26 protein-coding genes and 1 tRNA gene are annotated in these 25,003 nt (G+C 68.8%); 10 read left to right on the top strand and 17 right to left on the bottom strand.

Features of this window, described 5'->3' with window-relative positions:
- Positions 1-61: 61 nt before the first annotated feature.
- Positions 62-138 (bottom strand) — tRNA-Leu (locus DDE10_RS23575).
- A gap of 224 nt (positions 139-362) precedes the next feature.
- On the opposite strand from DDE10_RS23575, the gene DDE10_RS18715 reads away from it, so the two are divergent.
- From DDE10_RS18715 to DDE10_RS18740, 6 genes are all read left to right on the top strand, one after another.
- On the top strand, positions 363-611 hold the full coding sequence (locus DDE10_RS18715) for a DUF7940 domain-containing protein (protein ID WP_114954325.1): 249 nt from the start codon (positions 363-365) through the stop codon (positions 609-611).
- Complete coding sequence (locus tag DDE10_RS18720; protein WP_114954326.1) at positions 583-1,152, top strand: lysozyme; 570 nt, start codon at positions 583-585, stop codon at positions 1,150-1,152. Before DDE10_RS18715 ends, DDE10_RS18720 begins: the two co-directional genes overlap by 29 nt.
- A complete protein-coding gene (locus tag DDE10_RS18725) occupies positions 1,149-1,358 on the top strand; it encodes a hypothetical protein (protein ID WP_114954327.1) in 210 nt (69 codons plus the stop codon). The genes DDE10_RS18720 and DDE10_RS18725 overlap by 4 nt, the downstream gene beginning before the upstream one ends.
- Positions 1,355-1,891 carry a hypothetical protein gene (locus tag DDE10_RS18730; protein WP_114954328.1) on the top strand — a complete coding sequence of 179 codons (537 nt, stop codon included), beginning with the start codon at positions 1,355-1,357 and terminating at the stop codon, positions 1,889-1,891. Before DDE10_RS18725 ends, DDE10_RS18730 begins: the two co-directional genes overlap by 4 nt.
- A 273-nt stretch (positions 1,892-2,164) precedes the next feature.
- Positions 2,165-3,241, top strand: a complete 1,077-nt coding sequence (locus DDE10_RS18735) for a 2OG-Fe(II) oxygenase (RefSeq protein ID WP_114954329.1) — start codon at positions 2,165-2,167, stop codon at positions 3,239-3,241.
- A gap of 184 nt (positions 3,242-3,425) precedes the next feature.
- Positions 3,426-6,641, top strand: coding sequence for an EAL domain-containing protein (locus DDE10_RS18740; protein WP_114954330.1), 3,216 nt, complete (start codon positions 3,426-3,428; stop codon positions 6,639-6,641).
- Between the two features lie 6 nt (positions 6,642-6,647).
- Here DDE10_RS18740 and fghA read toward each other — a convergent pair whose 3' ends face one another.
- Genes fghA through DDE10_RS18755 form a run of 3 tightly spaced genes read right to left on the bottom strand, consistent with a single transcriptional unit; the run spans position 6,648 to position 9,343 of the window.
- Complete coding sequence (fghA, locus tag DDE10_RS18745; protein ID WP_114954331.1) at positions 6,648-7,493, bottom strand: S-formylglutathione hydrolase; 846 nt, start codon at positions 7,491-7,493, stop codon at positions 6,648-6,650.
- Complete coding sequence (locus tag DDE10_RS18750; RefSeq protein ID WP_114954332.1) at positions 7,493-8,605, bottom strand: S-(hydroxymethyl)glutathione dehydrogenase/class III alcohol dehydrogenase; 1,113 nt, start codon at positions 8,603-8,605, stop codon at positions 7,493-7,495. The genes fghA and DDE10_RS18750 overlap by 1 nt, the downstream gene beginning before the upstream one ends.
- A gap of 54 nt (positions 8,606-8,659) precedes the next feature.
- The gene (locus tag DDE10_RS18755) at positions 8,660-9,343 is read right to left on the bottom strand and encodes a glutamine amidotransferase-related protein (RefSeq protein ID WP_114954333.1); all 684 of its coding nucleotides are present in this window, start codon (positions 9,341-9,343) and stop codon (positions 8,660-8,662) included.
- A 78-nt stretch (positions 9,344-9,421) separates the two neighbouring features.
- Between DDE10_RS18755 and DDE10_RS18760 the strand changes: the two genes are divergently transcribed.
- Complete coding sequence (locus tag DDE10_RS18760) at positions 9,422-9,685, top strand: type II toxin-antitoxin system Phd/YefM family antitoxin (protein ID WP_114954334.1); 264 nt, start codon at positions 9,422-9,424, stop codon at positions 9,683-9,685.
- The gene (locus DDE10_RS18765; protein ID WP_114954335.1) at positions 9,682-10,068 is read left to right on the top strand and encodes a type II toxin-antitoxin system VapC family toxin; all 387 of its coding nucleotides are present in this window, start codon (positions 9,682-9,684) and stop codon (positions 10,066-10,068) included. The genes DDE10_RS18760 and DDE10_RS18765 overlap by 4 nt, the downstream gene beginning before the upstream one ends.
- Here DDE10_RS18765 and DDE10_RS18770 read toward each other — a convergent pair.
- The 7 genes from DDE10_RS18770 to argC all read right to left on the bottom strand — a co-directional run bounded on the left by DDE10_RS18770 (position 10,048) and on the right by argC (position 16,183).
- Positions 10,048-10,452 (bottom strand): ACT domain-containing protein, encoded by a 405-nt coding sequence (locus DDE10_RS18770; protein ID WP_114954336.1) that lies wholly within the window; start codon positions 10,450-10,452, stop codon positions 10,048-10,050. The two genes, DDE10_RS18765 and DDE10_RS18770, sit on opposite strands and share 21 nt — an antisense overlap.
- Positions 10,449-11,693: an argininosuccinate synthase gene (locus DDE10_RS18775; RefSeq protein ID WP_114954337.1), complete on the bottom strand. Its 1,245-nt coding sequence runs from the start codon at positions 11,691-11,693 to the stop codon at positions 10,449-10,451. The genes DDE10_RS18770 and DDE10_RS18775 overlap by 4 nt, the downstream gene beginning before the upstream one ends.
- Positions 11,690-12,172 carry an arginine repressor gene (locus DDE10_RS18780; protein ID WP_114954338.1) on the bottom strand — a complete coding sequence of 161 codons (483 nt, stop codon included), beginning with the start codon at positions 12,170-12,172 and terminating at the stop codon, positions 11,690-11,692. Before DDE10_RS18780 ends, DDE10_RS18775 begins: the two co-directional genes overlap by 4 nt.
- A 7-nt stretch (positions 12,173-12,179) precedes the next feature.
- Positions 12,180-13,052, bottom strand: a complete 873-nt coding sequence (gene argF, locus DDE10_RS18785; protein WP_284734764.1) for an ornithine carbamoyltransferase — start codon at positions 13,050-13,052, stop codon at positions 12,180-12,182.
- Positions 13,049-13,918: an acetylglutamate kinase gene (argB, locus tag DDE10_RS18790; protein ID WP_114954340.1), complete on the bottom strand. Its 870-nt coding sequence runs from the start codon at positions 13,916-13,918 to the stop codon at positions 13,049-13,051. The genes argF and argB overlap by 4 nt, the downstream gene beginning before the upstream one ends.
- Entirely contained in the window at positions 13,915-15,075 is a 1,161-nt protein-coding gene (gene argJ / locus DDE10_RS18795) for a bifunctional glutamate N-acetyltransferase/amino-acid acetyltransferase ArgJ (RefSeq protein WP_114954341.1), read from the bottom strand. The genes argB and argJ overlap by 4 nt, the downstream gene beginning before the upstream one ends.
- Positions 15,076-15,172: 97 nt before the next feature.
- Positions 15,173-16,183 (bottom strand): N-acetyl-gamma-glutamyl-phosphate reductase, encoded by a 1,011-nt coding sequence (argC, locus tag DDE10_RS18800; protein ID WP_114954342.1) that lies wholly within the window; start codon positions 16,181-16,183, stop codon positions 15,173-15,175.
- A 272-nt stretch (positions 16,184-16,455) separates the two neighbouring features.
- On the opposite strand from argC, the gene DDE10_RS18805 reads away from it, so the two are divergent.
- The gene (locus DDE10_RS18805; RefSeq protein ID WP_114954343.1) at positions 16,456-16,806 is read left to right on the top strand and encodes a YMGG-like glycine zipper-containing protein; all 351 of its coding nucleotides are present in this window, start codon (positions 16,456-16,458) and stop codon (positions 16,804-16,806) included.
- Positions 16,807-16,941: 135 nt separating this feature from the next.
- Positions 16,942-18,465, top strand: a complete 1,524-nt coding sequence (locus DDE10_RS18810; protein ID WP_162806730.1) for a L,D-transpeptidase family protein — start codon at positions 16,942-16,944, stop codon at positions 18,463-18,465.
- Positions 18,466-18,569: 104 nt separating this feature from the next.
- Here the strand turns inward: DDE10_RS18810 and DDE10_RS18815 are convergent, their stop codons facing one another.
- From DDE10_RS18815 to DDE10_RS18840, 6 genes are all read right to left on the bottom strand, one after another.
- Positions 18,570-18,812 carry a hypothetical protein gene (locus DDE10_RS18815; protein ID WP_114954345.1) on the bottom strand — a complete coding sequence of 81 codons (243 nt, stop codon included), beginning with the start codon at positions 18,810-18,812 and terminating at the stop codon, positions 18,570-18,572.
- Positions 18,813-18,925: 113 nt separating this feature from the next.
- Positions 18,926-20,764, bottom strand: a complete 1,839-nt coding sequence (locus DDE10_RS18820; protein ID WP_162806731.1) for a DUF885 domain-containing protein — start codon at positions 20,762-20,764, stop codon at positions 18,926-18,928.
- Positions 20,765-20,825: 61 nt separating this feature from the next.
- On the bottom strand, positions 20,826-22,145 hold the full coding sequence (locus DDE10_RS18825) for a metal-dependent hydrolase family protein (RefSeq protein WP_114954347.1): 1,320 nt from the start codon (positions 22,143-22,145) through the stop codon (positions 20,826-20,828).
- 70 nt (positions 22,146-22,215) lie between these two features.
- Positions 22,216-22,740, bottom strand: coding sequence for a GNAT family N-acetyltransferase (locus DDE10_RS18830; protein WP_114954348.1), 525 nt, complete (start codon positions 22,738-22,740; stop codon positions 22,216-22,218).
- An 87-nt stretch (positions 22,741-22,827) separates the two neighbouring features.
- Entirely contained in the window at positions 22,828-23,910 is a 1,083-nt protein-coding gene (gene aroG, locus DDE10_RS18835; protein ID WP_114954349.1) for a 3-deoxy-7-phosphoheptulonate synthase AroG, read from the bottom strand.
- 41 nt (positions 23,911-23,951) lie between these two features.
- On the bottom strand, positions 23,952-24,863 hold the full coding sequence (locus DDE10_RS18840; protein WP_114954350.1) for a prephenate/arogenate dehydrogenase family protein: 912 nt from the start codon (positions 24,861-24,863) through the stop codon (positions 23,952-23,954).
- Positions 24,864-25,003 lie beyond the last annotated feature (140 nt).

Raw genomic sequence — 25,003 nt, forward strand, 5'->3', positions numbered from 1 at the left:
CGAACCGGCCTCGTTCCGTGCCCGCATCCGAGCGGTAGTGTCTCAGCTTGAATTTTGGGTCGGCAGCGGGTGCGGACTCGAACCGCACATCCTCTGGGTCTTAGCCTCAGCGCACTCACCGTATCGTGCCACCGCTACCCAAAGCTCGGTATAGTCACACGACCCGCTTTTTGTAAGGCCCGCGCGCCATCATGCCGGTCCATTCCTCCAAAGCCTTCCGGACCACCGGCCGCCGGTTCAGCCCGCGGTAGCGCCGCGCGTCGCGTCTCCGCGCGGATTAGTTGAGGCGTCGGCCGAAACCGCTCCGATCCTTTCTCCCTTCCGGTCCCCCGTGGCGACGCGCCGCCTCAACCCGCAGCCCCATGAAAGCCATTCCCGACTGGCGCCGCGCCTGGCGCTTCTGGTCCGTGCGCCTGAACTTCCTCGGCCTCGTCATCCTCGCCGCCGAGCAGGCGCTGCCCCTGTGGGCCGTCGTCCCGGCCGAGGCGCGCGCCTTGCTGCCGCGCTGGATCGCGGCCGGGGTGCCCCTGCTCTGCTTCGCCCTCGCCATCGTGGCGCGGGTCGTCCGCCAGGAGAAACTCGATGCCCAGCGGCAGCTTCCCCGTCCCTGAGCCGGGCGCCGCCGGCGCGCCGCGGCCCGATCCGCGCGGCCGCCTCGCCGCCTTGATCGGCCTTCCCGCCGCCGGCGCGCTGCTCGCCACCATCGCCGCCTGGGAAGGCTATGAGCCCGAGCCCTATGTCGACCTCGCCGGCGTGCCGACGATCTGCTGGGGCGACACGCAGGACGTGCGCATGGGCCGCGCCGCCTCCCGCGCCGAATGCGAGGCCCGGCTCGAGCGGCAGGCGCTCGCCCATCTCGGCCCGGTGCTGGCCTGCGTCCCGCAGCTGCGCGGGCGCGAGGGGCCGCTCATCGCCGCCGGAAGTCTGGCCTACAATATCGGCACGCGCGCCTTCTGCCGATCGACCGCGGCGCGGCATTTCCGCGCCGGCGACTGGCGCGGCGGCTGCGACGCCCTCACCGCCTGGAACAAAGCGCGGGTGAACGGCCGGCTGGTGCCGGTGCGCGGCCTCACCCGCCGCCGCCGGCACGAGCGGGAAATCTGCCTGCGCGGCCTCGACACCTCCCCGCCTCGACAAGGAGACAGCTCATGAAGCTTCACGCCTTTTCCGGCGCCCTGCTGGCGCTCGCCGCCGCAGCGCCGGGCGCGGCGCCAGCGCCGTCGCCCGCGCCGCGAACCACCCGCGTCCCCTGCGAGGTGATGCACCTCTATTACGAGCAGGTGGAGCGGGTCGGCGAGCGGCCGCGGCCGCCGCAGACGCCGGCCGAATGGAATCGCGTGCTGAGGCGCTTCACATGAGCGCGCTCGCTATCGCGCTGCGGCGGGGGCCGGCGGTCGCCGCCTTGCTGGTCGTGCTGCTGCTGGCGGCCCTGCTCCACGTTCGCACCGGTCAGCGCGACGCCGCCCGCGCCTCGCTCGAGAATGTGCGAGCGGAGAATGCGCTTTTCGCCGAGCGGGTGCGCGCCGAATCCGAGCGCGCCGCCCGCCGCTTCGCCGACCAGGCCCGCCGCACCGAGCGGGCTCAGCAGACCGCCAGCCAGGAGGTGAGCCGTGACTATCAGCAGAGGATTTCCGATCTCCGTCGCCGCCTTGCTGCTCTGCAGCTGCGGCCAGCCCCGGATCGAGCGCATCCCGGTGGCGCCGGCGGCGGCGGCGATCTGCCCGGGCTTCCCGGCGCCGCCGGAGGATCTGATGCAGCCGCCGGAGCGTGTCGACTTCCTTTCCCCGACGCCGCCCTCGCCACCGAGCAGGCGATAAGGCTGGAGGAGCTGCAGCGCTGGGTGCGCCGGCAGCAAGCGGTAGGGGAGGGGGTCCGGGCGTCCGGGGAATGACGCCGGCCCAGGCATCTCGGCAAATGCTCGCATCCCGGCGAAGGCCAGTATCTCCCTGACCTTTCCCAAAGAAGAGTGAGATCCCAGCTCGCGCTGGGATGACGAGTCGGGTGGACGGGGCTTCTTCGCGTCTTCGCGTCTTCACGTGCGAAATCGGCAGCCTACCCGCCCGCACCATTTCTGCCGGCTACACAAGCGGGTCCTTGCCTGCGCTGGACCCCAAAGCGCCCCACCGCTAGCCTCTGCGCAACGACGATACTTCGAAAGCCGCCGATGCTCGAATGGGGCGATCACGCGCCGTGGTTCAGAATTCCCGCTTTGTCGGGGTCGCCCTCTTATGCCTTCGACACCGTCGCCGGGCGGCACGTGCTCCTGCTCTTCCACGGATCGGCCGCCAATCCGGAATCGGCGGCGGCGCTGGCGGTGGCCGCCCGGCATCGGGCGCTGTTCGACGATTTCGCCGCCTGCTTCTTCGGCGTCACCACCGATCCCGAGGACGCGGCGGCCGGACGGATCGCGCAAAGCCTGCCGGGCATACGGCATTTCCTCGATTACGAGCAGGCGGTGAGCCGCGCCTACGGGGCGGTGGACGCCGACGGCGAGCGTCGTCCCCATTGGCTGCTGCTCGATCCGTCGCTCCGCGTCATCGGCCGCTTCGCCCTGGGCGAGGGCGAGCAGGCGGTGCAGGCGCTGCGCGAGCTCCTGGCGGCCGAGGCGCCGGACGTGCCGTGGGCGCCCGTCCTCACCGTGTCGAACGTGCTCGAGCCGGAGCTGTGCCGCCATCTGATCGGCCTCTACGAGACGAGTGGGGGCGAGGAATCGGGCTTCATGCGCGACGTCGGCGGCAAGACGGTCCTCATGGTGGATCCGCAGCACAAGCAGCGGCGCGACCACATCATCGAGGACGAGAGCCTGCGCCGGGCGGTCGTCCTGCGCATGAACCGTCGTCTCAACCCGGCTCTCGAACGCGCCTTCCAGTTCAGACCGACCCGGATCGAGCGCTACCTCGTCGCCTGCTACGAGGCTGGGCGCGGCCATTTCCGTCCGCACCGCGACAATACCACCAAGGGCACCGCCCATCGCCGCTTCGCGGTGACGATCAACCTCAATGCCGGCGACTATGAGGGCGGCGACCTGCGCTTTCCCGAATACGGCCCGCGCACCTACCGCGCGCCGACCGGCGGCGCGGTCGTCTTCTCCTGCTCGCTGCTCCACGAGGCGACGCCGGTGACCCGCGGCCGCCGCTACGCCTTCCTGCCGTTCCTCTACGACGAGGCGGCGGCGCGGGTCCGCGAGGCGAACAACCCGCATCTCGGCGATGGCCTCGGCGCCTACCGGATGGGAAGCTGAGGCCATCGGCCTTGTCCGGCACGAAAAGACAGGCGGAGCCGACTTAACGCGGCCGTAACCGGGGCTGCGCCATGGGACGGAACGCCGCCCTTTCCTTCCATCGGCCGCCAGGAAGGTTTTCGTGCCCCCACGCAAGTCCCGCCGCAAAGAGCCTCGGGCCGAATCGGCTCCGCCAGCCGGGATCGTGCTGGCGGAACTGGTCGACCAGCTGCCGGGCCTCGTCTATCGTTGCGAGCCGAAGGCGCCGTGGCGGATGCGCTACATGAGTGCGCAGGTCGAGCCGCTCACCGGATATGCGGCCGTCGAATTTCTCGAGCATCGGCTGACCTGGGCCGACATGGTCCATCCCAGCGATCTGGCGATGGTGGTGCAGAAGATCGAGACGGATCTCGCCATCGGCCACCGCTTCTCGCTCGACTACCGGATCATCGACCGGTTCGGCCAGGTGCGCTGGGTAATGGAGCAGGGCCTCATCACCGAGGGCACGGACGGACCGATGCTCGATGGCTTCATCCAGGACGTCACCGAGAGCCGCCGAAATGCGATCGCGCTTCGCGCCGGGCAGGCACAGCTCGACACGGTCTTCGACCAGTCGCTGGTGGGCATCCTCCACCGCGACCTTTCCGATCGGCTGCTCCACGTCAATCGCGCCTTCTGCGACCTGGTCGGGCGTTCGCCCGAGCAGCTCGACGGGATGCCCATCTCGGAATTGTGGCACCCGGACGACGCGGAGTCGATCGCCGCCCAGGTCAGGCGCGACAGCGCGGACGGCCGATCCTACCGGGCCGAGCGCCGCTATCTGAGGCCCGACGGAAGCGCCTGCTGGGTCGACATCCAGGTTTCCTTCATCCGCGGCGACGATGGCGAGATCGACTCCGTCCTGTCGGTGGTGGTCGACGCGACCGAGCGGCGGCGCGTCGAGGCCCAGAGGCTTCGCGCCAACGACATGCTGCGCATGGCGCTGGACGGCGCCGATGCGGGCACGTTCGAGCTCAATCTCGAGGATTTCGCGCTGCGGCTGTCGCCGGAGGCGGTGCGGATCTACGGCCTTCCCCGAGACCATGACGGTCGGTTGAGCCACGAGGAATGGCTCGCCCTCGTCGACCCCCGTGATTCCGCGCACCCGCCGCCGGTCCGCGCTGCCGGCGACGGACACGCTCTGCCGCGCGCCTTCGAGTTCCGCCTGCGCGAACGCGACGGCGAGGTCCGCTGGCTGCGCGCGCTGAGCCATCCGATCCCGGCCGAAGCCGGCGGCGGCGAGCGCCTGTTCGGACTGATCTTCGACGATACCGAGCGCAAGCTCGCCGAGCAGAAGCTGCAGTCCAGCGAGGCGCATCTGCGCCTGGTGCAGGAGGTGGCACGGATCGGCAGCTACCGTAGCGGGCCCGACTTCGTGGCGATCTGCTCGCCTCAATTCTATCGAAATCTCGGCCTGGCCGAGGATACGCCGAGCCTGTCGGACGCCGCCTATATCGCGCTCATCCACCCCGAAGACAGGCAGCGCACCTTCGACCATTGGCGGGCGGTGCTGGAGTCCGGCGCCGAAAGCATCGAGAACGAGTTCCGGATCATCCGCGCCGACAATGGCGAGGCGCGCTGGCTGTTCAACCGCACCCGCATCCTGCGCGACGGCGAAGGCCGTTACCTCGGCGCGATCGGCTCCCACATGGACGTCACCGATCGCAAGCAGGCAGAGGAGGCGGCGCGGGCCGGCGAGGCGCTCAATCTCGGGATCATCCAGGCGAGCGCCGATGCCATCGCCCTGCTCGATCCCGACGGCCGATTGACGTTCATGAACGGGCATGCGCTCGCCGCCGCCGGCGCGGGCTCGTTCGAGCCGATCGCCGGCCGGCCCTGGTGCGAATGCTGGCCCGACGAGGTCCGTGCCGCGCTCGACGGAGCGATCGCCGTCGCGCGGAGCGGCGGCGTCGGACGCTTCGCCGGCGCCACCCGCGTCGCGGGCGAGGAGAAATGGTGGGACGTCGCGGTGACGTCGGTGGGCGGCGAGATCGGCCGGGCGTCGGCCCTGCTGGCGATCGCGCGCGACGTCACCGATCAGCGCCGCAGCGTCGAGCGGGTCCGCTGGGCGGCGAGCCACGACGCGTTGACCACGCTTCCCAACCGGGCCGTCTTCCAGGACCGGCTCAGCGAAGCGCTCGCGCTGGCCGGTGCCTGCGGACGGCGGGTCGGCCTGCTCATGCTCGACATCGATCACTTCAAGGAGGTCAATGACGAGCGCGGCCACGATGCCGGCGACGCGCTGCTGCGCGCCTTCGCCGAGCGGCTTCGCGGCGCCGTGCGGCGAAGCGATTTCGTCGCCAGGCTCGGCGGCGACGAGTTCGCCGTCATCCTGGCCGACATTGCCGGGCCGGAAGAGATCGAGGCCCGGCTGCCGCCTATCCTCGAGCGGCTGCAGGTGCCGGTCGCTCATCTCGGCCGATCACTCGACTGCCGGGCCAGCGTCGGCGGTGCCTTCTATCCGGATCAGGGCGAGACCCCGGACGAGCTGATGAAGAATGCCGATTTGGCCCTCTACGCCGCCAAGCTGACCCGGCGCGGCGGTGTCACCTTGTTCACGCCGACGATGCGCAGCGAGATGCAGGACCGGATCTCCATGCTGAACCTGGCCCGGGACGCCATCCGCAAGGGTCTCATACTGCCTTACTACCAGCCGCAGATCGACCTGCGCAGCGGCGACCTGGTCGGTTTCGAAGCGCTGCTGCGCTGGCGCCACCCGGAGCTCGGCATCCAGCCGCCCGCCACGATCGCCGAGGCCTTCGGCGATGCCGCTCTGGCCCGGCAATTGGGCGAGCAGATGCAGGCGCTCGTCTTCGAGGACATGCGCCTCTGGCTCGACGCGGGACTGCCGTTCGGCCGCGTCGCGATCAACACCTCGGCGGCCGAGTTCCGCAACGACGACTTTGCCGAATCGCTCCTGGACCGCCTCGGCGCGGCCGGCGTACCCAACGGGCTGGTCGAGGTCGAGATCACCGAGCGGACCGTCTTCCAGGGCAAGAACAGCGAATATGTGGCAAGGGCGCTGGGCGTGCTGCGCGACAACAAGGTCCGGGTGGCGCTCGACGATTTCGGCACCGGCTTCTCGTCGCTGTCGCACCTGAAGCAGTTCGCTGTCGACGCGCTGAAGATCGACCAGTCCTTCATCCACGACCTCGGCTCGGGCGCGTCTTCCGACGATGGAGCGATTGTGCTCGCCGTCCTCAATCTCGGCCGGAGCCTCGACATCGAGGTGGTCGGGGAGGGGATAGAGACGCAGGCGCAGGCGGACTTCCTGCGCAGTCATGGCTGCGATACCGGCCAGGGCTATCTGTTCGGCCGGGCCGTCTCCGGCGAGCAGGTGATGGCGCGGCTCGCCGGTGCGCGGCGACGCGCGGCCGGCTGAGGGCGCTCAACCACGCCCGAGCCGCTCCGCGTGCCAACGCAGATGGTCGGCCATGAAGGTCGAGATGAAAAAATAGCTATGGTCGTAGCCGGGCTGGATCCGCAGGGTGAGCGGGATGCCGGCCTCGGCGCAGGCACGCTCGAGCAGATCGGGGCGGAGCTGCTCGGCGAGGAAGGCGTCGTCGCCGCCCTGGTCGACGAGGATCTCCGGGAGCCGGGCGCCGTCCTCGATCAGGGCGACCGCGTCGTGGCGCCGCCAGCTTTGCCTATCCTCGCCGAGATAGCGGGACAGGGCCTTCTCGCCCCACGGCACCTGCGACGGCGCGACGATCGGCGCGAAGGCGGAGACGCTGCGGAAGCGATCGGGGCGGGCCAGCGCGACGGTGAGCGCGCCGTGGCCGCCCATCGAATGGCCGGTGATCGCCTGCCGCTCGAGATCGGCGGGAAAACGGGTCGCGATCAACGCCGGCAGCTCGTCGGCGACGTAGCTCATCATCCGGAAGTGGGCGGCGTACGGCGCCTGCGTCGCATCGACGTAGAAGCCGGCGCCCTGGCCGAAATCATAGGCCTCGTCGTCGGGCACCTGGGGCCCGCGCGGCGACGTGTCGGGTGCTACGAAGATCAGCCCGAGCTCGGCGCAGGCGCGGCGATATTCGCCTTTCTCGGTGACGTTTGCATGGGTGCAGGTGAGGCCGGACAGGTACCAGACGACCGGAAGCCTTTGCCCGCTCTCGGCCTGCGGCGGCACGAATAGCGAGAAGACCATGTCGGTGCCGGTCTCGCGGCTGGCATGGCGGTAGACGCCCTGGGTGCCGCCATGGCTCTTCCAGGCGGAGAGGGTCTCGAGGCTCATCAATAGACCACGACGCTGCGAATGCTCTCTCCGGCATGCATCAGGTCGAACGCCTTGTTGATGTCGTCGAGCTTCATGGTGTGGGTGATGAGCGGATCGATCTCGATCTTGCCGTCCATATACCAGTCGACGATGCGCGGCACGTCGGTGCGGCCGCGGGCGCCGCCGAAGGCCGAGCCCTTCCAGACCCGGCCGGTGACGAGCTGGAACGGCCGGGTCGAGATCTCGCGTCCGGCTTCGGCGACGCCGATGATGGTCGAGACGCCCCAGCCGCGGTGGCAGCATTCGAGCGCGGCGCGCATGACGTCGGTATTGCCGGTGCAATCGAAGCTGTAGTCGGCGCCGCCGTCGGTGACGTCGAGTATCGCCTGGACCAGTCTGTCCTGGCCGACGTCGTTGGGGTTGAGGAAATGGGTCATGCCGAACTGCTCGGCCATGGCCCGCTTGCCCGGATTGACGTCGATGCCGACGATCCTGTCGGCGCCGACCAGCTTCGCGCCCTGGATGACGTTGAGACCGATCCCGCCGAGGCCGAACACGACGACATTGCTGCCGGGCTCGACGCCGGCCGTCCAGATCACCGCACCGACGCCGGTGGTGACGCCGCAGCCGATATAGCAGATCTTGTCGAAAGGCGCGTCGGCGCGGACCTTGGCGACGGCGATCTCGGGCATCACCGTGAAGTTGGAGAAGGTCGAGCAGCCCATATAATGGTAGATGGTCTCGCCGCCGAGGCGGAAGCGGCTGGTGCCGTCGGGCATCACGCCCTTGCCCTGGGTGCCGCGGATCGCGGTGCACAGATTGGTCTTGCGCGAAAGGCAGCTTTTGCACTGCCGGCATTCCGGCGTGTAGAGCGGGATGACATGGTCGCCGACCGCGACGGAGGTGACGCCGGGGCCGACCTCGCGGACGATGCCGGCGCCCTCGTGGCCGAGGATCGAGGGGAAGATGCCCTCGCTGTCCTTGCCCTCGAGCGTGTAGGCGTCGGTGTGGCAGATGCCCGTCGCCATGATCTCGACCAGGACTTCGCCCGCCTTCGGCCCGTCGAGGTCGACCTCGTGTATCTCCAGCGGCTGGTTGGGGGCGACGGCGATCGCGGCTCGGGTTTTCATGGTATCTCCTCCGTTCCGGTCCGACTAGGTCCGCGCCTGCGGCGAGGCAAGGGTTCAGCGGGCAAGGAAGCGCCCGATCCATTCGCCGACTCGCGCATTGTCGTTCGGCCGGTCGAGCGAGGCGATCGCCCGGTCCGCGTCGGCGATCCGGTCGCGGCGGCCGTCGATCAGCGCCCGGGCATAATCGGGCGAGAATTCCGGGTGGAATTGGAAGGAGATGGCCGGACGGTCGATCCAGGCCAGGCCCGCATAAGGCGTGAACAAGGATGAGGCGACGACATGCGTCTTCGGCGGCTGGATCACCACCTGGTCCTGGTGCGAGGCCGGGACCGCGACCGCAGGCGCGTCGTCCATCCACGGTTCGCGGCGGACGACGGGATAGGTGTGGAGGCCGACGCCCCAGCCCTTCTCCGATTTCTCGACATGGCCGCCGAAGGCCTCCGCCATGATCTGGTGGCCGAAGCAGATGCCGACCAGCTTCACATGCCGGTCCGCGGCGCGCAGAAAGGCCGCGAGCTCGCCGATCCAGGGCAGGCCGTCATAGACGCCGGCCGGCGATCCGGTGATCAGATAGGCGTCGTGACCGCGCGGCACCGGCGGCAGCTCGCCGGCGGGCACGTCGTAGCTCTCATAGTCGAAGCCGTCCCCGAGCAGCCGGCGGAACATGGCCGGGTAGCGGCCGAAGCGGGCGACGAGCGGCACTGGCGGGGCCCCAGTCTCGAGGATGGCGAGCTTCATGGCCACGGCTTAGGCCGATCGGGTTCGCTGACTCAATCTCGCATTGATTTGGACCAATGGAGGTCCATATTTCCAGGCATGAAGGTATCCATTTCTGACGCGAAAGGTCGCCTGACGGATCTTGTGAGGAGGGCCGAGGCGGGCGACGAGGTGGTGTTGACGCGGCATGGGCAGCCTGCGGCCAAGCTGGTGGCCGTTCGGCCCGTTCCACGTAGCCCGCACGAACGTCGCGCGGTGATCGACGCCATCGTCCGGCGCGCGCGAGAGAAAGTCGCTCCTGGACCGGATGCAGCGCGAAGCCAGGATTTCCTCTATGACGAGGAGACGGGGCTGCCCGGTTGATCGTCGTCGACACTTCCGCGCTGATCGCGATCTTGATGGACGAACCTGTCGGGCGGCGCTGTCGACGGGTGCTTGAGGACAGTCCCGACGTCAGAATATCGGCTGGCACGCTGGCCGAAGCCCTTATCGTCTCCGGCTGTCGCGGCTTCGGGGAGGAGATGGCGGGTCTGATCGAGGATCTCGGTATCGTCGTGGAGCCAGTCGGACCGGCCGAGGCTCGGCAGGCAGCTCATGCCTATCTCAGATGGGGGAAGGGCTTTCACCCTGCCCATCTCAATGTCGGGGACTGCTTTGCCTATGTTTTGGCTCGGGCGCTGGACTGCCCGCTTCTGTTTGTCGGGTCGGATTTCTCGCACACCGATTTAGCCTCGGCGCTGGGCTGACGAAGCCGGGTCAGGCGAGACGGCCCGGGAGGCGGAATGCAGACGCCGCAGCACCGCCAGCGCTTCCTGCCGATCTTCCCACGGCACGAACAGATGGTCGTGATGGTAGCCGGCGACCAAGTTCGCGGCGATCCCCCTTTCGGCCAGCGCGGCCGCGACTCGGGCAGTGAGCCCCACCGCTTCGAGGCTCGAATTGACGCCGAGCGTGATCCGCGCCCAGCCGATGCCCGGCCGTATCACGGTCAGGCCCTCTTCCTCGCGGATCAGCGCGAAGACTTTCCCGACCGGCGGCGGCTCCGCCGCCGTCTCGAACCCGTACTCGACCGGGTCGAGCCTCGGCTCGAGCCCGGCGAGCAGTCGGCCGAGATCGGTCTCGCCGCTCAGCCCTGCGCCCTTCGCGCCCGCGTCGCCGCGATCCGCAGCCTGAGTGCGTTCAGGCGGATGAAGCCGGCGGCGTCGCGCTGGTCGTAGCTGCCGCTGCCCTCCTCGAACGTGACCAGGTCCTGGTCGTAGAGCGCGAACGGGCTGTCGCGGCCGATCACCGTGGCATTGCCCTTGTAGAGCTTTACCCGCACCGTCCCGGTGACGAATTCCTGGCTCCTGTCGATCAGCGCCTGCAGCATCTCGCGCTCCGGAGAGAACCAGAAGCCGTTATAGATGAGCTTGGCGTAGCGCGGCATGATCTCGTCCTTGAGATGCATCGCGCCGCCGTCGAGCGTGATCGATTCGATGCCGCGATGGGCGGCGAGCAGGATGGTCCCGCCCGGCGTCTCGTAGACGCCGCGGGATTTCATGCCGACGAAGCGGTTCTCGACGAGGTCGAGCCGGCCGATGCCGTTGTCGTGGCCGAGCTGGTTCAGGCGGGCGAGCAGGTCCGCCGGCGACAGGCGCTCGCCGTCGATTGCGACCGGGTCGCCCTGCTCGAAGGCGATCTCGATCACCGTCGGCCGATCGGGCGCCTCCTCGGGAGAGATGGTCCGCTGATGGACATATTCCGGGGCCTCGACCGAAGGATCCTCCAGCACCTTTCCTTCCGACGAGGAGTGGAGGAGGTTGGCGTCGATCGAGAAGGGGGCCTCGCCCTTCTTGTCCTTGGCGATCGGGATCTGGTGCTTCTCGGCGAAGTCGATCAGCTGCTCGCGGCTGGCGAAGGTCCATTCGCGCCATGGCGCGATCACCCTGATGTCGGGCTCGAGCGCATAATAGCCGAGCTCGAAGCGGACCTGGTCGTTGCCCTTGCCGGTCGCGCCGTGACAGACGGCATCGGCGCCGACGGCGCGGGCAATCTCGATCTGCCGCTTGGCGATGAGCGGCCGCGCGATCGACGTGCCGAGCAGATACTGTCCCTCATAGACGGTGTTCGCCCGGAACATCGGGAAGACATAGTCGCGGACGAATTCCTCGCGCAGGTCCTCGATGAAGATGTTGGCGGGCTTGATGCCGAGCAGCTCGGCCTTGCGCCGCGCCGGCTCGACCTCCTCGCCCTGGCCCAGATCGGCCGTGAAGGTGACGACCTCCGCGCCATATTCGGTCTGAAGCCATTTGAGGATGATCGACGTGTCGAGGCCGCCGGAATAAGCGAGCACCACCTTCTTCGGGCCGTCGGCCCGGCGCTTGTCACTCATGCGTACATTACTTTCGCTTGGCCCATCAGCCGCTCGAAGCGGCGGAGGAGGGTGGGAATGGCGACGCCGTCGCGGATGGCGAGGAAGAGGGTGTCGTCGCCCGAGACGGTGCCGGCAATCTCCGGCAGCTGGGCATGGTCGATCGCCGAGGCGACCAAATGGGCGGAGCCGGGCGGCGTCTTGACGATGAGGAGCTGGCCGGCCGCCTCGATCGACAGCACCCATTCGCCGAGGATCCGCTCGAGCCGGCCGGCTGTCCAGTCGGTCTCGGCGATCTGGTCGGGCAGCGCATAGGTGAGCACGCCGCCGCGCTTCACCTTGATCGCGCCGAGCTGCTCGAGATCGCGGGAGACCGTCGCCTGGGTGACGGCGAAGCCGAGCGCGCGCAGCCGCTCGGTCGCCTCCTCCTGGCTGGCGAGCGAGTCGCTCCGGAGCAGGTCGGCAAGCGTCCGCAATCGTCGGGCGCGGGTGTCGGTCACGGTGCCCTCATCGCGACAGCATCCAGGCGAGCGCGCCCCGCGCGGTATGCATCCGGTTCTCGGCCTGGCGCCACACCGCCGAGCGCGGACCGTCGATCACCTGGGCGGCGACTTCCTCGCCGCGGCGGGCGGGGAGGCAGTGGAGGAACCACGCCTCGGGGCAGGCCGCCATCAGCGCCGCGTCGACGCGATAGCCGGAAAAGGCGCTCATCCGCGCCTCGGTCTCGGCGTCCTGGCCCATCGAGACCCAGACATCGGTATAGACGATGTCGGCGCCGCGCACCGCCTCGGCGGGGTCGGCGACCTGTCGGACGCCGTCCGGCAGCGCGTCCATCACCGTCTCGAGGCCGTAGCCTTGCGGGCTGGCGACGACGAGCTCGGCGCCGGCCAAGGCGGACGCCTCTGCCAGCGAGCGGCAGACATTGTTGGCGTCGCCGACATAGGCGATGCGAACCCCGTCGATGCGGCCGACCAGCTGCTTCACGGTGAGCAGGTCGGCGAGCGCCTGGAGCGGGTGATCGGTGTCCGACAGCATGTTGAGCACAGGCGTCTCGGTCGCCGCCGCCATGAGGTCGAGATCGCGATGGTCGGTGACCCGCGCCGCGATGATCGAATGGTAGCAGGCGAGGGTACGGGCGACATCCTCGGCGGTCTCGCGCGTGCCCAACCCGACCTCGTCCTTCTGGATATAGATGGGGTGGCCGCCGAGCTGGACGACCGCCATCTCCATCGAGTTGCGGGTCCGCGCCGAGGGTTTCTGGAAGACCAGGGCGACGCCCCGGCCTTCGAGCGGCCGGGCGAGATCGCCGCGCTCCGACAGGATCAGGATCTCGGCCAGGTCCTCGGCCGTCAGGTCCGCTATCTTGAGTAGATCCCTCACCAGTCCGCCTCCCGCTTGACCATCGTCCCGATCCCCTCGTCGGTGAGCAGCTCGATCAGCAAGGCATGCGGCACCCGACCGTCGATGATGTGCGCCGTGCGCACGCCGCCGTCGACCGAGTCGGCGCAGGCCCTGAGCTTCGGGATCATGCCCCGGCTCACGCTCTCATGCTGGATCCGCTCGCGAAGCTCGTTGGAGGTGATGCGGCGCACGAGGCTGGACTCGTCCTCGACATTCTCGAGCAGGCCCGGCGCGGCGGTGAGATAGACGATCTTCTCCGCTCCCATCGCCACCGCGATCGCCCGGGCCGCCTCGTCGGCATTGACGTTATAGGGCTGGCCGCCTTCGTCCGCGCCGATCGTCGACACGACCGGCGTCAGGCCCTCGTTGAGCAGCCGGTGCAGCACGGACGTGCGGACATGGCTGACGTCGCCGACGAACCCCAACGCCGATTCCCGGGGCGCCACCACCAGCATCCCGGCATCCTCGCCCGAGACTCCGACCGCGACCGGCTCCTCGATCGCCTCGCGGTTGATCGTGCCGACAAGGTCGCGATTGATCTTGCCGACCAGCACCATACGGACCAGTTCGAGCGTCTCGGCGTCGGTGACGCGAAGGCCGCCGCGGAATTCCGGCTCCTTGCCGACGCGGCGCATCATCGCATCGACCTGCGGCCCGCCGCCATGGACGAGGACGCAGCGCACGCCGACGCTGCGCAGCAGCAGCACGTCCTGGGCGAGCGCCCGGTCGAGCTCCGCATCGATCGCGGCGCCGCCGAGCTTCACCACCACGACCTTGCCGGCGAAGCGGTAGACATAGGGCAGCGCCTGCACGAGCACGCGCGCGGTTTCTCCGGCAGTCATCATGACGTCTTCACATTTTCCTTGATGTAGCCGGGGCCGAGATCGATCCCGATCACCTTCGCCTCGCCGCGGCCGGCACCGAGATCGACCTCGATCTCGATCTCATCGCTCTTCATGTGCCGCGCGACCGCCTCCTCGTCATGGTCGATCGGCGCGCCCGCTTTGGCGACGACGACTCCACCGTAAGCGACCGCGCATCGATCGACCTCGAAGGCGACTCCGGCCGATCCCGCCGCGGCCAGCAGACGGCCCCAATAGGGGTCGCCGCCATGCCAGCTGCACTTGACCAGGTTGTTCTCGGCGATGTTCTTCGCCGCGGCGCGCGCCTCGGAATCGCTGGCGGCGCCGGTGACGCGAAGGCTGACCATCTTGGTCATGCCTTCCGCGTCGCGGGCCATCTGCAGCGTCAGCTCCTCGCAGACCTTGTGAACGGCATCGCCGAATTCCCGAAGATCGGGCGGGCCGCGGCGGCCGCTGGCGAGAAGGACCGCCGTGTCGTTGGTCGAGGTGGCGCCGTCGACGTTCAGCGTGTTGAAGGTCCGATCCGCCGCCTCGCGGAGGATGCGCTGCAGGTCGTCACGGGCGACGTCGGCGTCCGTGGTCAGGAAGGCGAGCATCGTCGCCATGTTCGGCGCGATCATGCCGCAGCCCTTGGCCATGCCGCCCACCGTGAAGGTCGAGCCGCGCACGACCGATTCCTTGGGCACGTTATCGGTGGTGAGGATCCCCTTGGCCGCATCCTCCGCGCCGTCGGCCGAAAGCCTTTTCGCCAGCTTCGGCGTTGCGGCGAGGATGACCGCCATCGGCAGGGGCGCGCCGATGATTCCGGTCGAGCAGACGAGCACGTCGGAGCCGTCGATGCCGAGCGCGTCGGCGGCCGCCTGCGCCATCGCCCGGGCGTCGGCCAAGCCCTGCTCTCCGGTGCCGGCATTGGCGTTGCCGCTGTTGACGATGATCGCGGCGGCGCGGCCGCCATTCTCCGCCAGCCGTGCGCGCGAGACCGTCACCGGCGGCGCGACGAACTTGTTCTGCGTGAAGACCGCGACCGCCGTCACCGGCTTGCGGTCGTCGGTAGCGATCATGGCCATGTCCGCCCGGCGCCGCTTGATCCCGGCATGGCAGCCGGCGGCAACGAATCCTTCCGCCGCGGTCACGCTCATGGCCGGGCTCCGTCTGCGGGCAGCCGGAAGCAGGGCATGGACTCCGGTCGCCGCATGATCGAGCCGCAATCCCGCTTAGTGTCCTCGCTGATCATGCTCATGGCCACATCCCCGCTTTGGGGAGCCCGGCCGACTCGTCGATACCGAGCATGATATTCGCGCACTGGATCATCTGGCCGGCGGCTCCTTTCACGAGATTGTCGAGCGCGGCGATGGCGAGGACCCGGCCGGTCCTTTCGTCATAGCGCGCGGTGAGATGGATGGCGTTCGACCCCTGCGTCCATTTCGTCGACGGCGGACGCGCCGAGACATGGACGAAGGGTTCGTCGGCATAAGCCTGCTGGAGGCGGCGAAGTGGCTCGTCCGCATCCATCGGCCGACGCGCAGTGCCGTAACAGGTGGCCAGAATGCCCCGGTTCATCGGCGCGAGGTGCGGCGTGAACAGGACCTTGGCGCCGAGCGCCATCTCCATCTCCGCGGTGTGGCGATGGGTGAGGAGACCATAAGCGGTGAAATTCTCGTCCACCGTGTCGAAATGGGTTTCGTCCTTGAGGCCCTTGCCGGCGCCGGACACGCCCGAGGCGGCATCCACGACGATGGAATCCGGGTCGATCAGCTCGAGCAGCGGGTTGAGCGCGAGGATCGCCGACGTCGGATAGCAGCCGGCCGCCGCGACCGTCCTTGCGCCCGCGATTCGCGCCCGGTTCAGCTCCGGGATGCCATAGACGAACCGTCGGAGGAGGTCGGGCCGCCGGTGCGGCTCCTTGTACCAGCGGTGATATTCGTCGGCGTCGTCGAGCCGGAAGTCGGCGCCGAGGTCGACCAGGGGAATGCCGCGCTCGACGATCTCCGGCGCGACATCCTGCGAATGGCCGTGCGGCAAAGCCGCGAAGACGAGGTCGATCCCATCCAGGATGCCGACCGAATATTTCTCGATCTCCAGTCCGGGAAAGGCGAGCGCCAGGTGCGGATGTACGGCCTCCAGCGCCAGCCCAGCCTGGCTGTCGCCGACCAGCCGCGCCGGACGAAGCTGAGGATGCTGGGCGCAGAGCCGGAGCAGCTCGGCACCGACGAAGCCCGAGGCTCCGAGGATCGCGACATTCGTCATCGCGGTTATATGCAGACTATCGCATACTTATGCAATAGGCCTTTCTGACTTCGGCTTCAATTCCTGCCGCAACCGCCCGCAATCTCGTAGGTTGTGCCGTACCAGGCTTTCATCGCAGCCCGCGCACGGTTCGTCCTGCGAAGCGGCGGCGGAACGGCGTCTGTGGTTTCAGCTTCGGAACGATGCAAGGAAATTCCCGTTTCCCGATCGCTCTGCGGGCTGCCGCTCCTGGCAGCGGCCAGTCCCTCAGGCCCGCAGCAGGGAGGAAACTCATGAAACGATCCGTCATCGCCATCTTCGCCGCCGCCACGCTGTCGCTTGGCGCGTGCACTACTGCCGATGGAAGCCGCGACACGCTGGCAAGCGCCGGAACCGGCGCGGGCGTCGGCGCCGCGGCCGGCGCGGGTCTCGGCGCCGTCGTGGGCGGCTTGTCGCCGATCGAAGGCGCGCTGATCGGTGCGGCAGTCGGCGGCATCGCCGGAGCGATCTGGGCCGATCAGGACAATGACGGCTATGCCGATGGCTACGTCCAGAACGGCGTCTATTATCCGGGCAGGCCGCCCGAAGGTCAGCGTTACCAGCAGCCCGCTCCGGCGCCCGTTGCTTCAGGCGAGCGCGGCTGATCCTGCCACAGCGATTGGGGCGCACCAGCCGCGCGTGCGGTCGGTGCGCCCCTGCTCCGACTGACCTGTTTTCCGGATGACCGCCGCCCGATGATGTTTCGATTTCCGATGACCGGCGAGTGGCCGCGGAGGGCCATGGCCGGCACGATCGCGGCTGCCCTTCTCGCCTGCGCCGCTCCCGCGTCCGCCCAGTCGGCGCCGCAGGGCCAATATTCCACGATCCTGCGCCAGTCGGTGCCGGGCGATTCGGATCTCGCCGATTTCTATCGCGGGCGCGGCTATCGGCCTTTGTGGATCCGGGGAGGCGATCTCGTCGGCGAGGCGCAACGCCTGGCCCGGGCGCTCGAAGGCGAGAATGGGTCGGCGGCGTCGGGCGGCGCCGGGCTGGCCGCCGCCGTCGCCCGCGCCGGAGGCGGAAGCCCGGCCGATCTGGTCGGTGCGGAACTGAGACTGACCCGGGCCGCCCTCGCGCTCGCGGCGGCGCCGACCTCCATCGACGTCGGCATGACTTATGTCGACGAGGCGCTCGAGCCTCGGCGATCGCGTCGAGCCTCGGGCGTGACCATCGAGTCAGCCGGCGACGTGCGCGAACTGATCGAGGATCTGGAGGAGATCAACCCCGTCGAGCGGCAGCTGCGCGAGGCCTTCGTCGCCTACCGGCTGCGCTGGGGAGGCCTGCCACAGACCCGAATCCCGGCCGGCGCGGCGCTGCGTTCGGGCGCGCGCGGCGCGCGCGTGCGAGCCCTTCGACAGCGGCTGGGGCTCGCCGAGCGCGGGACGTTCGATGGCGCCCTGGCCGCGGCCGTACGGGAGTATAAGAGGGCGCACGGGCTGGGCGACAGCGCCGTCGCCGATGCGGCCACATTCACCTCGCTGAATCGCGGCGCGTCCCATTACGAGCGGCTGATCCGCGCCAACATAGCGCGCGCGGCGGCGCTACCGGAAGATCCCGGCCGCCAATTCATCCTCGTCGACGCCGCTGCCGCTCGATTGTGGATGTACGAGGACGGCCGTCCGGTCGATTCGATGCGCGTGATCGTCGGCAAGCCTACCGAGCAGACGCCGATGATGGCCGCCTTGCTGCGCTACGCGGCGCTCAATCCCTATTGGAACGTCCCGCCGGATCTCGCGCGGGTCCGCGCCGCGAACGTCCTTCGCCACGGACCGGACTGGCTCGGTCGCAACGGCTTCGAAGCGCTGAGCGACTGGAGCGACGAGGCGCAAGTTGTCCATCCGAGCCGGATCGACTGGGAGGCGGTCGCCGCCGGCCGCCAGAATCTCCGGATCCGTCAGCTGCCCGGCCCGCGCAACATGATGGGAAGAATGAAGCTGATGATGCCCAACCGCCTCGGCATCTATCTGCACGATACGCCCGACCGGCAGTTGTTCGATGCCGCCGATCGGCGCTTGAGCTCCGGCTGTGTCCGCGTGGAGGATATCGGGCGGCTCTCCCGCTGGCTGTTCGGCCGCGACCTTGCGCCCAGCACCGGCGAGCCGGAGGAGCGCATCAACCTGAGGCGCCGCGTCCCCGTCTTCATTTCCTATCTGACCGCGGCTCCCGATGATGCGGGGGGCATCGTCTTCCGCAACGATGTCTATGGCCGCGATTCCGCGCTGCTGGCGCAGCTCGGCGGTGCCACCCGGATGGCGGCGCAATAAAAAAGCCCCGCCGCGATACGGCGAGGCTCTTTCGTCCGGCGCGCCGAAGGCCGCCGGCGGAAATGGTGCTCCGGTCGGCCAGCCGCCCGGAACACCCGATCCGGTTAGGGGCTGACCGGCTCTTCGTCGTCGTCGGTAAGCTCGATGATGCCCCAGATGGCAAGCGCGAGCACGACGGCGCCGATGATCAGGATCGTGCTGCCGCCGAAGAGTTCGTTGGCCTCGTCGGACTGGGCACCAGCGCGATCGACGACCGGCGCCGCCGGAGCGACGCTTTGTGCCGTGGCAGCGCTGCTGCCGACGACGAGTGAGATTGCGGCCAGGGCCGCGAGGGGTTTGAAGCGCAATTGGACCTCCCTTTACTCTAGCGCAGTCTGCCGACGCTTACGCGGGACATTGCGCAATCGCAACATATTCCGTCGCACATTTCACTCCGCTCGAAGTCCAAATGGACGCTGCGTCAGCCAAGCCGTTCGCGAACCCAGTCCTCGACCACCGTCGCCAGGACCTCGAGCGGCATGTCGCCGCCGAGAAGCACGATGTCGTGGAACGCTTTCAGATCGAAGCGGTCGCCAAGTCGCATCCGCGCGTCCTCGCGCAGTCGAATGATTTCATTATGGCCGATCTTGTAGCTGCAGGCCTGGCCGGGCCACACGATGTAGCGCTCGACCTCGCTGGTCGCCGAAATCGGATCGAGCCCGACCTGCTCGGTGAAATAAGCGATCGCCCGCTCGCGGCTCCAGCCGCGCATGTGCAGCCCGGTGTCGAGGACGATCCGCGCCGCCCGGTAGAGAAAGCTCTGCAGCATCCCGATCCGGCCCTGCGGGAAATCCGCATAGGTCCCGATCTCGTCGGCCAGCTGTTCGGCATAGAGGCCCCAGCCCTCGCCGAACGCGGGCACGCCGATATTGCGATGAAGCAGGGGTATGCCGCCATTGCCGAGCACGGTGGCGCCCTGCCATAAATGGCCGGGCACGCTCTCATGATGGTTGAGCGTCGGCAGCGCCCATCTCGGCCAAATTCGAGTGTCGACTAGGTTGATGTAGAAGGTGCCCGGGCGCGAGCCGTCGAGGCTGCCGCCTTGGGCATAGCCCCGCGGCGCCCCGGCTTCGATCGCCGGAGGCACGCGCCGGATCACCATCCCGCCGGTCGGGATCGTGTTGAAGAATTCGGGCATGCGCGCCCTGATCGCCTCCATGTGCCGATTGAGGTCGGCGATCAGTTGTTGCCGTCCCGGATCCGTGTTGGGGTAGAGCCAGCGCTCCTGGCGGCCCAGTTCGGTCAGCCGCGCGCCGACGCTGCCTTGCGTCAGGCCCTCGCGCCGGAGCAGCGGGTCGGCCTCGGCCTGGAGCTCGGCGACCTGGCGCAGTCCGATCTCGTGCGCCTCGTCCGGCGTAAGCCCGGTGCTGGTATGGTAGCGCAGGCACATCGCGTAGAATCGCTCACCGTCCGGAAGCCGCGATGCCGCCGGATCCGCGCCGGCGCCGCGCCGAAGCTCCGTGAGCAAGGCGATCTGGCGATCGAGCGCTCCGGCGAGGCGGCCGTCGACGATCGCCTCGGCCTGCCTGCTCCAATCCCCGGCGATGTTGTGCTCGGCGGTCCGCCGCGCCAGCGAGCGCACCAGGCCGGACTCGGCGCCGCGCTCGCCGCGGAGATTGCGCGTTTGGGTGAGCGCCTTGTCGAGAATGTAGGTCGGCGGGACGACGCCGCGGCCGGCATCGGCGCGCGCCCGCTCGACATCGAAATGCACGTTGCGGGCGAAATCCTCGAGCCGCGCGATATAGGCTTCGGCATCTTCGCGGGTCTCGATGCCGTGCTGGCTGTCGAGAAAGTCGGGAACGCTCTGATAGGCGCCGGTCAGCTGCGACAGCACGTAGGGGACGGGATAGGAATAGCCGCCGATGCCGCCATAACCGAAGGTGGCGGCCTCGCTCATCCGTTCGCCCAGCCACAGGACGGTATCGAGCCATGCACGCTCGCGCCCCTGCAGCCGATTGCGGTCGATCTGTCGCAGGCTCGGGAGGTGATCGAGCACCGGCTGGTAGACGCCCATCTTGCCGGCCGGCGAAGCATCGCTCAGCCGGCGCTTCAGATAGGCACGCTCCCCCGTGTCGAGGCCGAGGCTCGTCGCCGTCTCCGGCGACGTGCGCAACATGCCTTCGAAGATGCTGTCGTAGAGCGACCGTGCCGCCGCCGTTTCGGATCGGGGCTCGAGACCCGCGCATCCGGGGATCGCCAGGGCGCCGGCGGTGGCGGCGGAGCCGAGCAGGAACTGGCGACGGTCTAAAGGCATCGTCATGCGAGGAAGTCTCCCTGGCGGAAATATCATGGCGGTCCGTACCGGGGGCAGACCGGCGTCTTCAAGGCTCCATCCGATGAACCCGCCCGCGCGCCATGACGAAGCTCATGTCCCGCAGGACGCCGACATCCGCCAGCGGATCTCCGCGAACGGCGACGATGTCCGCCGTCTTGCCCGCCTCGATCGTCCCGATCTCCGCCGCAAGGCCGAGCAGGTCGGCGGCGTTGACCGTGGCCGCGGCAATAGCCGACATCGGATCCATTCCATGCTGGACCATCAGCAGGAATTCGTCGGCATTGCGCCCGTGCATCGAGACGCCGGCATCGGTGCCGAAGGCGATCCGAACCCCGGCCGGAACGGCGCGGCGCAGCGCCTGGCCGGTGATCCCGATCCGCCATTCGATCTTCGCGCGCACTTCGGGCGAATAGGCGCCGGGATTGTTGCGCAGCCGCTCGACATACCCATTCACTGTCGACAGCGTCGGCACGTAATAGGCGCGGCTCTGGCGCCAAAGCCGCAAGCTCTCGTCGTCGAGGAGGGTGCCGTGCTCGATCGAATCGGCGCCGACCCGCAGGGCGAGATTGATCCCGTCGGCACCGTGGGCGTGGACGGCGACCTTGCGGCCGTAGAGATGGGCGGTCTCGACGATGGCCCGGGCCTCGTCCTCGAACATCTGGGCGCCGAGGCCGAGGCCGATCCGGCTGTTGACGCCGCCGGTGGTGGCGATCTTGATCAGGTCGGCGCCGAGCGCGATCTGCCGGCGCACCGCCCGGCGGCAGTCGTCGGGACCGTCGCACGTGCTTCCCGATTGGCGCAGTGCCTCGTGAAATTCCTCGCGCATTCCCAATGTCGGGTCCATGTGGCCGGTCGTCGCCGAGAGCGCGGTCCCGGAATCGAGAATCCTCGGGCCGATGGCCCAGCCGCGGGCGATCGCGTCGCGGAGCCCGATCGTGATCCCATTCTCGCTGCCGAGGTTGCGAACGGTGGTGAAGCCCGCATCGAGTGTCTTGCGCGCGTTCCAGCCGGCTTCGTAGGCGCGCAGCGAGATGCTGTCGGTGACGTCGGCGAGCTGACCCTCGACGCCGGCGCGGTCCGAGATCAGATGGACATGGGAGTCGATGAGGCCGGGAAGCACGAAGCGATCGGAGAGATCGACCAGGCGGGCACCGGCCGGCGGCGGCGCCAGGCCATCCTGCACCGCTTCGATCCGGCCGCCCCGCACCAGGATGGTGGCGTTTCGCCGCGGCGGCCGTCCCGGTCGATCGAGCAAGGTGCCGGCGTGAATGACCGTCAGCGGTTCCGGCGGGTCTGCCGGAGCCTGCGCGGCCGACGGCGCGGCGGCGAGAGCGAGCAGAATGGACAGCAGGCGAGGCAGGCGCATCGATATTCCCCTTGTTTCGCCGCGCCACGATAGCCCATCGTCGCGGGCCGCCAATGGGGAATGGAAGGTTTCAGGCCGCGGAAGCCGCCGGCGGCATCGGCGCGGCCGAAGCTTGGGCCGTCTCGAGTTGGATCGTCATGAAGACGCTGTTCCGGTCGAGCCGATAATCCCCGAATGGGCCGCATTCGACGAAGCCGAAGCGCCGGTACAGGCGACGCGCCGGCCGGAAATAGTCCCAGGAGCCCGTCTCCAGGCTGAGGCGCGTGAGTCCGGCTTGCCGCGCCGCTGCGACGATGTGATCGAGAAGGGAGCTGCCGGTGCCGCGGCCGCGAGCCGAGTCCGCGACGTGCATCGACTTGACCTCGCCGTGAGTCGCGGAGAGCCGCTTGAGCGCAGCGAGGCCGACTACCTCCTCCCCGCGCCACGCCGCCCAGAAGGTCACGTCCGCTGCGCGCAGCCCGGACATGTCCAGCGCATGCGAGCTCCCAGGCTCGGTCTCGGCGCGAGCCCGCTCGACGTGGGTGAGGAGCAGGGCGACGACGCGCGGATCGTCGAGATCGCCAGGACGGATGCTCAGATCGGCGTGGACAGGCATGCCCGACCGGCTAGCACGAGGCCGGGCCGCGGTTGAGGTCGAGATTTCACCTCGTCGCCTTCGGGCGCGCGACGGCCCTTTGCGGTTTCAGGCCGAAGCCGCGGCCGCGGTCACGGGACTGGCCCGGCGTGCTTCCACCGCGGCGGCGAGCGCGTCGAGCAGCTCGATCGTTTCCTCCCAGCCGATGCAGCCGTCGGTGATGCTCTGGCCGTAGGTCAGCGGCCGTCCCGGCTCCAGCGTCTGGCTGCCGCCGACGAGATGGCTCTCGATCATCACGCCGAATATCCGCCTCTCGCCGTCGGCAAGCTGCGAGGCGATGTCGTCGACCACCTCGCGCTGATTCTCCGGCTGCTTGCGGCTGTTGCCGTGGCTGGCGTCGATCATCAGCCGGCAGGGCAGGCCGGCGGCCGCGGCGGCTCGGGCGGCGAACTCGATGCTGGCGCGATCATGGTTCGGCTGCTGGCCGCCGCGCAGGATGACGTGGCAATCCTCGTTGCCGCTCGTGGCGACGATCGCCGAATGGCCCCCCTTGGTGACCGAGAGGAAGTGATGCGGCTGCGAGGCGGCCTTCACCGCGTCGAGCGCTATCCTGAGATTGCCGTCGGTGCCGTTCTTGAATCCGACCGGACAGGACAGGCCGGAGGCGAGCTCGCGATGGACCTGCGACTCCGTGGTCCTGGCGCCGATCGCCCCCCAGGCGACGAGGTCGGCGAGATATTGGGGCGTGATCATGTCGAGATATTCGGTGCCGGCGGGCAGGCCGATCTCATTGATGTCGAGCAGGAGCTCGCGGGCGGTTCGCAGGCCCTGGTTGATCTTGAAGCTGCCGTCGAGGTCGGGGTCGTTGATGAGGCCCTTCCAGCCGACGGTGGTGCGCGGCTTCTCGAAATAGACGCGCATGACGATCTCGAGCCGGTCGGCCAGTCGGCGCCGCTGCTCGGTCAGCCGGGCGGCATAATCGCGGGCCGCCTGCGGATCGTGGATGGAGCAGGGACCGACGACGACGAGCAGCCGGTCGTCCTCGTCATGCAGGATGCGGTGGATCGCGGCGCGGGCGTCGAACACGACGTCGCTCGCTCTGTCCCCGATCGGGAACTCCCGCAGCAGATGCGCGGGCGGCGTGAGCTCCTTGATCTCCTTGATCCTGGTATCGTCGACCTGATGGGTCATGCGGGGCCTTCCAGCTGCAGAATCTCTCGTCGGATGCGATCCTAGCCCGAATGGCGGCCGAAGTCAGGCTTGGCGACGTCCTGGCCCTGCTCGACGATGTCGCGGCGGATCGCGCGGGTCCGGGTGAACAGGTCGAACAGGGTGTCGCCGTCGTCGGCGCGAATCGCCCGCTGGAGCAGGGTCAGATCCTCGCTGAAGCGCTGCAGCATGTCGAGCACCGCTTCCTTGTTGGCAAGGAAGATGTCGCGCCACATGGTCGGGTTCGAGGCGGCGATGCGGGTGAAGTCGCGAAAACCGCCGGCCGAATATTTGATCACCTCGCTTTCGGTGACCCGCTCGAGGTCCGACGCGGTGTGAACGATCGTATAGGCGATGAGGTGGGGCAGGTGGCTGGTGACGGCGAGGACGAGATCGTGGTGCTTCGGCTCCATGATCTCGACTCTCGAGCCGAGCGCGGCCCAGAAGACGGCGAGCCGGTCGACGTCTTCGGCGCAGGCATCCTCGCCGGGGGTGAGGATGCACCAGCGGCCGCGGAACAGCTCGGCAAAGCCGGCGTCGGGGCCGCTATTCTCCGTGCCGGCGACCGGATGAGCCGGAACGATGCGCGCTCCCGGCAGCGCCGCGCGAAGCGCTGCCGCGACCGAGTTCTTGGAGGAACCGACGTCGCTGATGACGGCTTCGGGCGGCAGGTGGGGCGCGATCGCGGCCGCGGCCGCAGCCATGGCGCCCACGGGCACGCACAAGATGACGAGATCGGCCCCGCCGACCGCCTCGCCCGGACGATCGGCCATCTCGTCGATCAGGCCCAGCTCGACGGCCCGCGCCCGAACCCCGGGATCCTCGTCATAGCCGGCGAGGATCACGTCCGGCAGGTGCGCGCGCACCGCCCGTGCGATGGAGGAGCCTATCAGGCCGAGGCCGATCAGCGCGACGCGCGCGAAGGGCGCCGTCATGGTCGGTCGGCTCCAAGTCGGTGGATATCGCGCATGCCAGGCCCCCATTGCTCCCGTGGGCAGGTAGATGCGCGGCAGAGCGCGCGCAACCGCCGTCGGGCGCCGGCTCCGGCGGCTGCGTCATGAGCGTGGACGATGGG

It is taken from the genome of Sphingosinicella terrae (assembly GCF_003347635.1).
GTDB lineage: Bacteria > Pseudomonadota > Alphaproteobacteria > Sphingomonadales > Sphingomonadaceae > Allosphingosinicella > Allosphingosinicella terrae.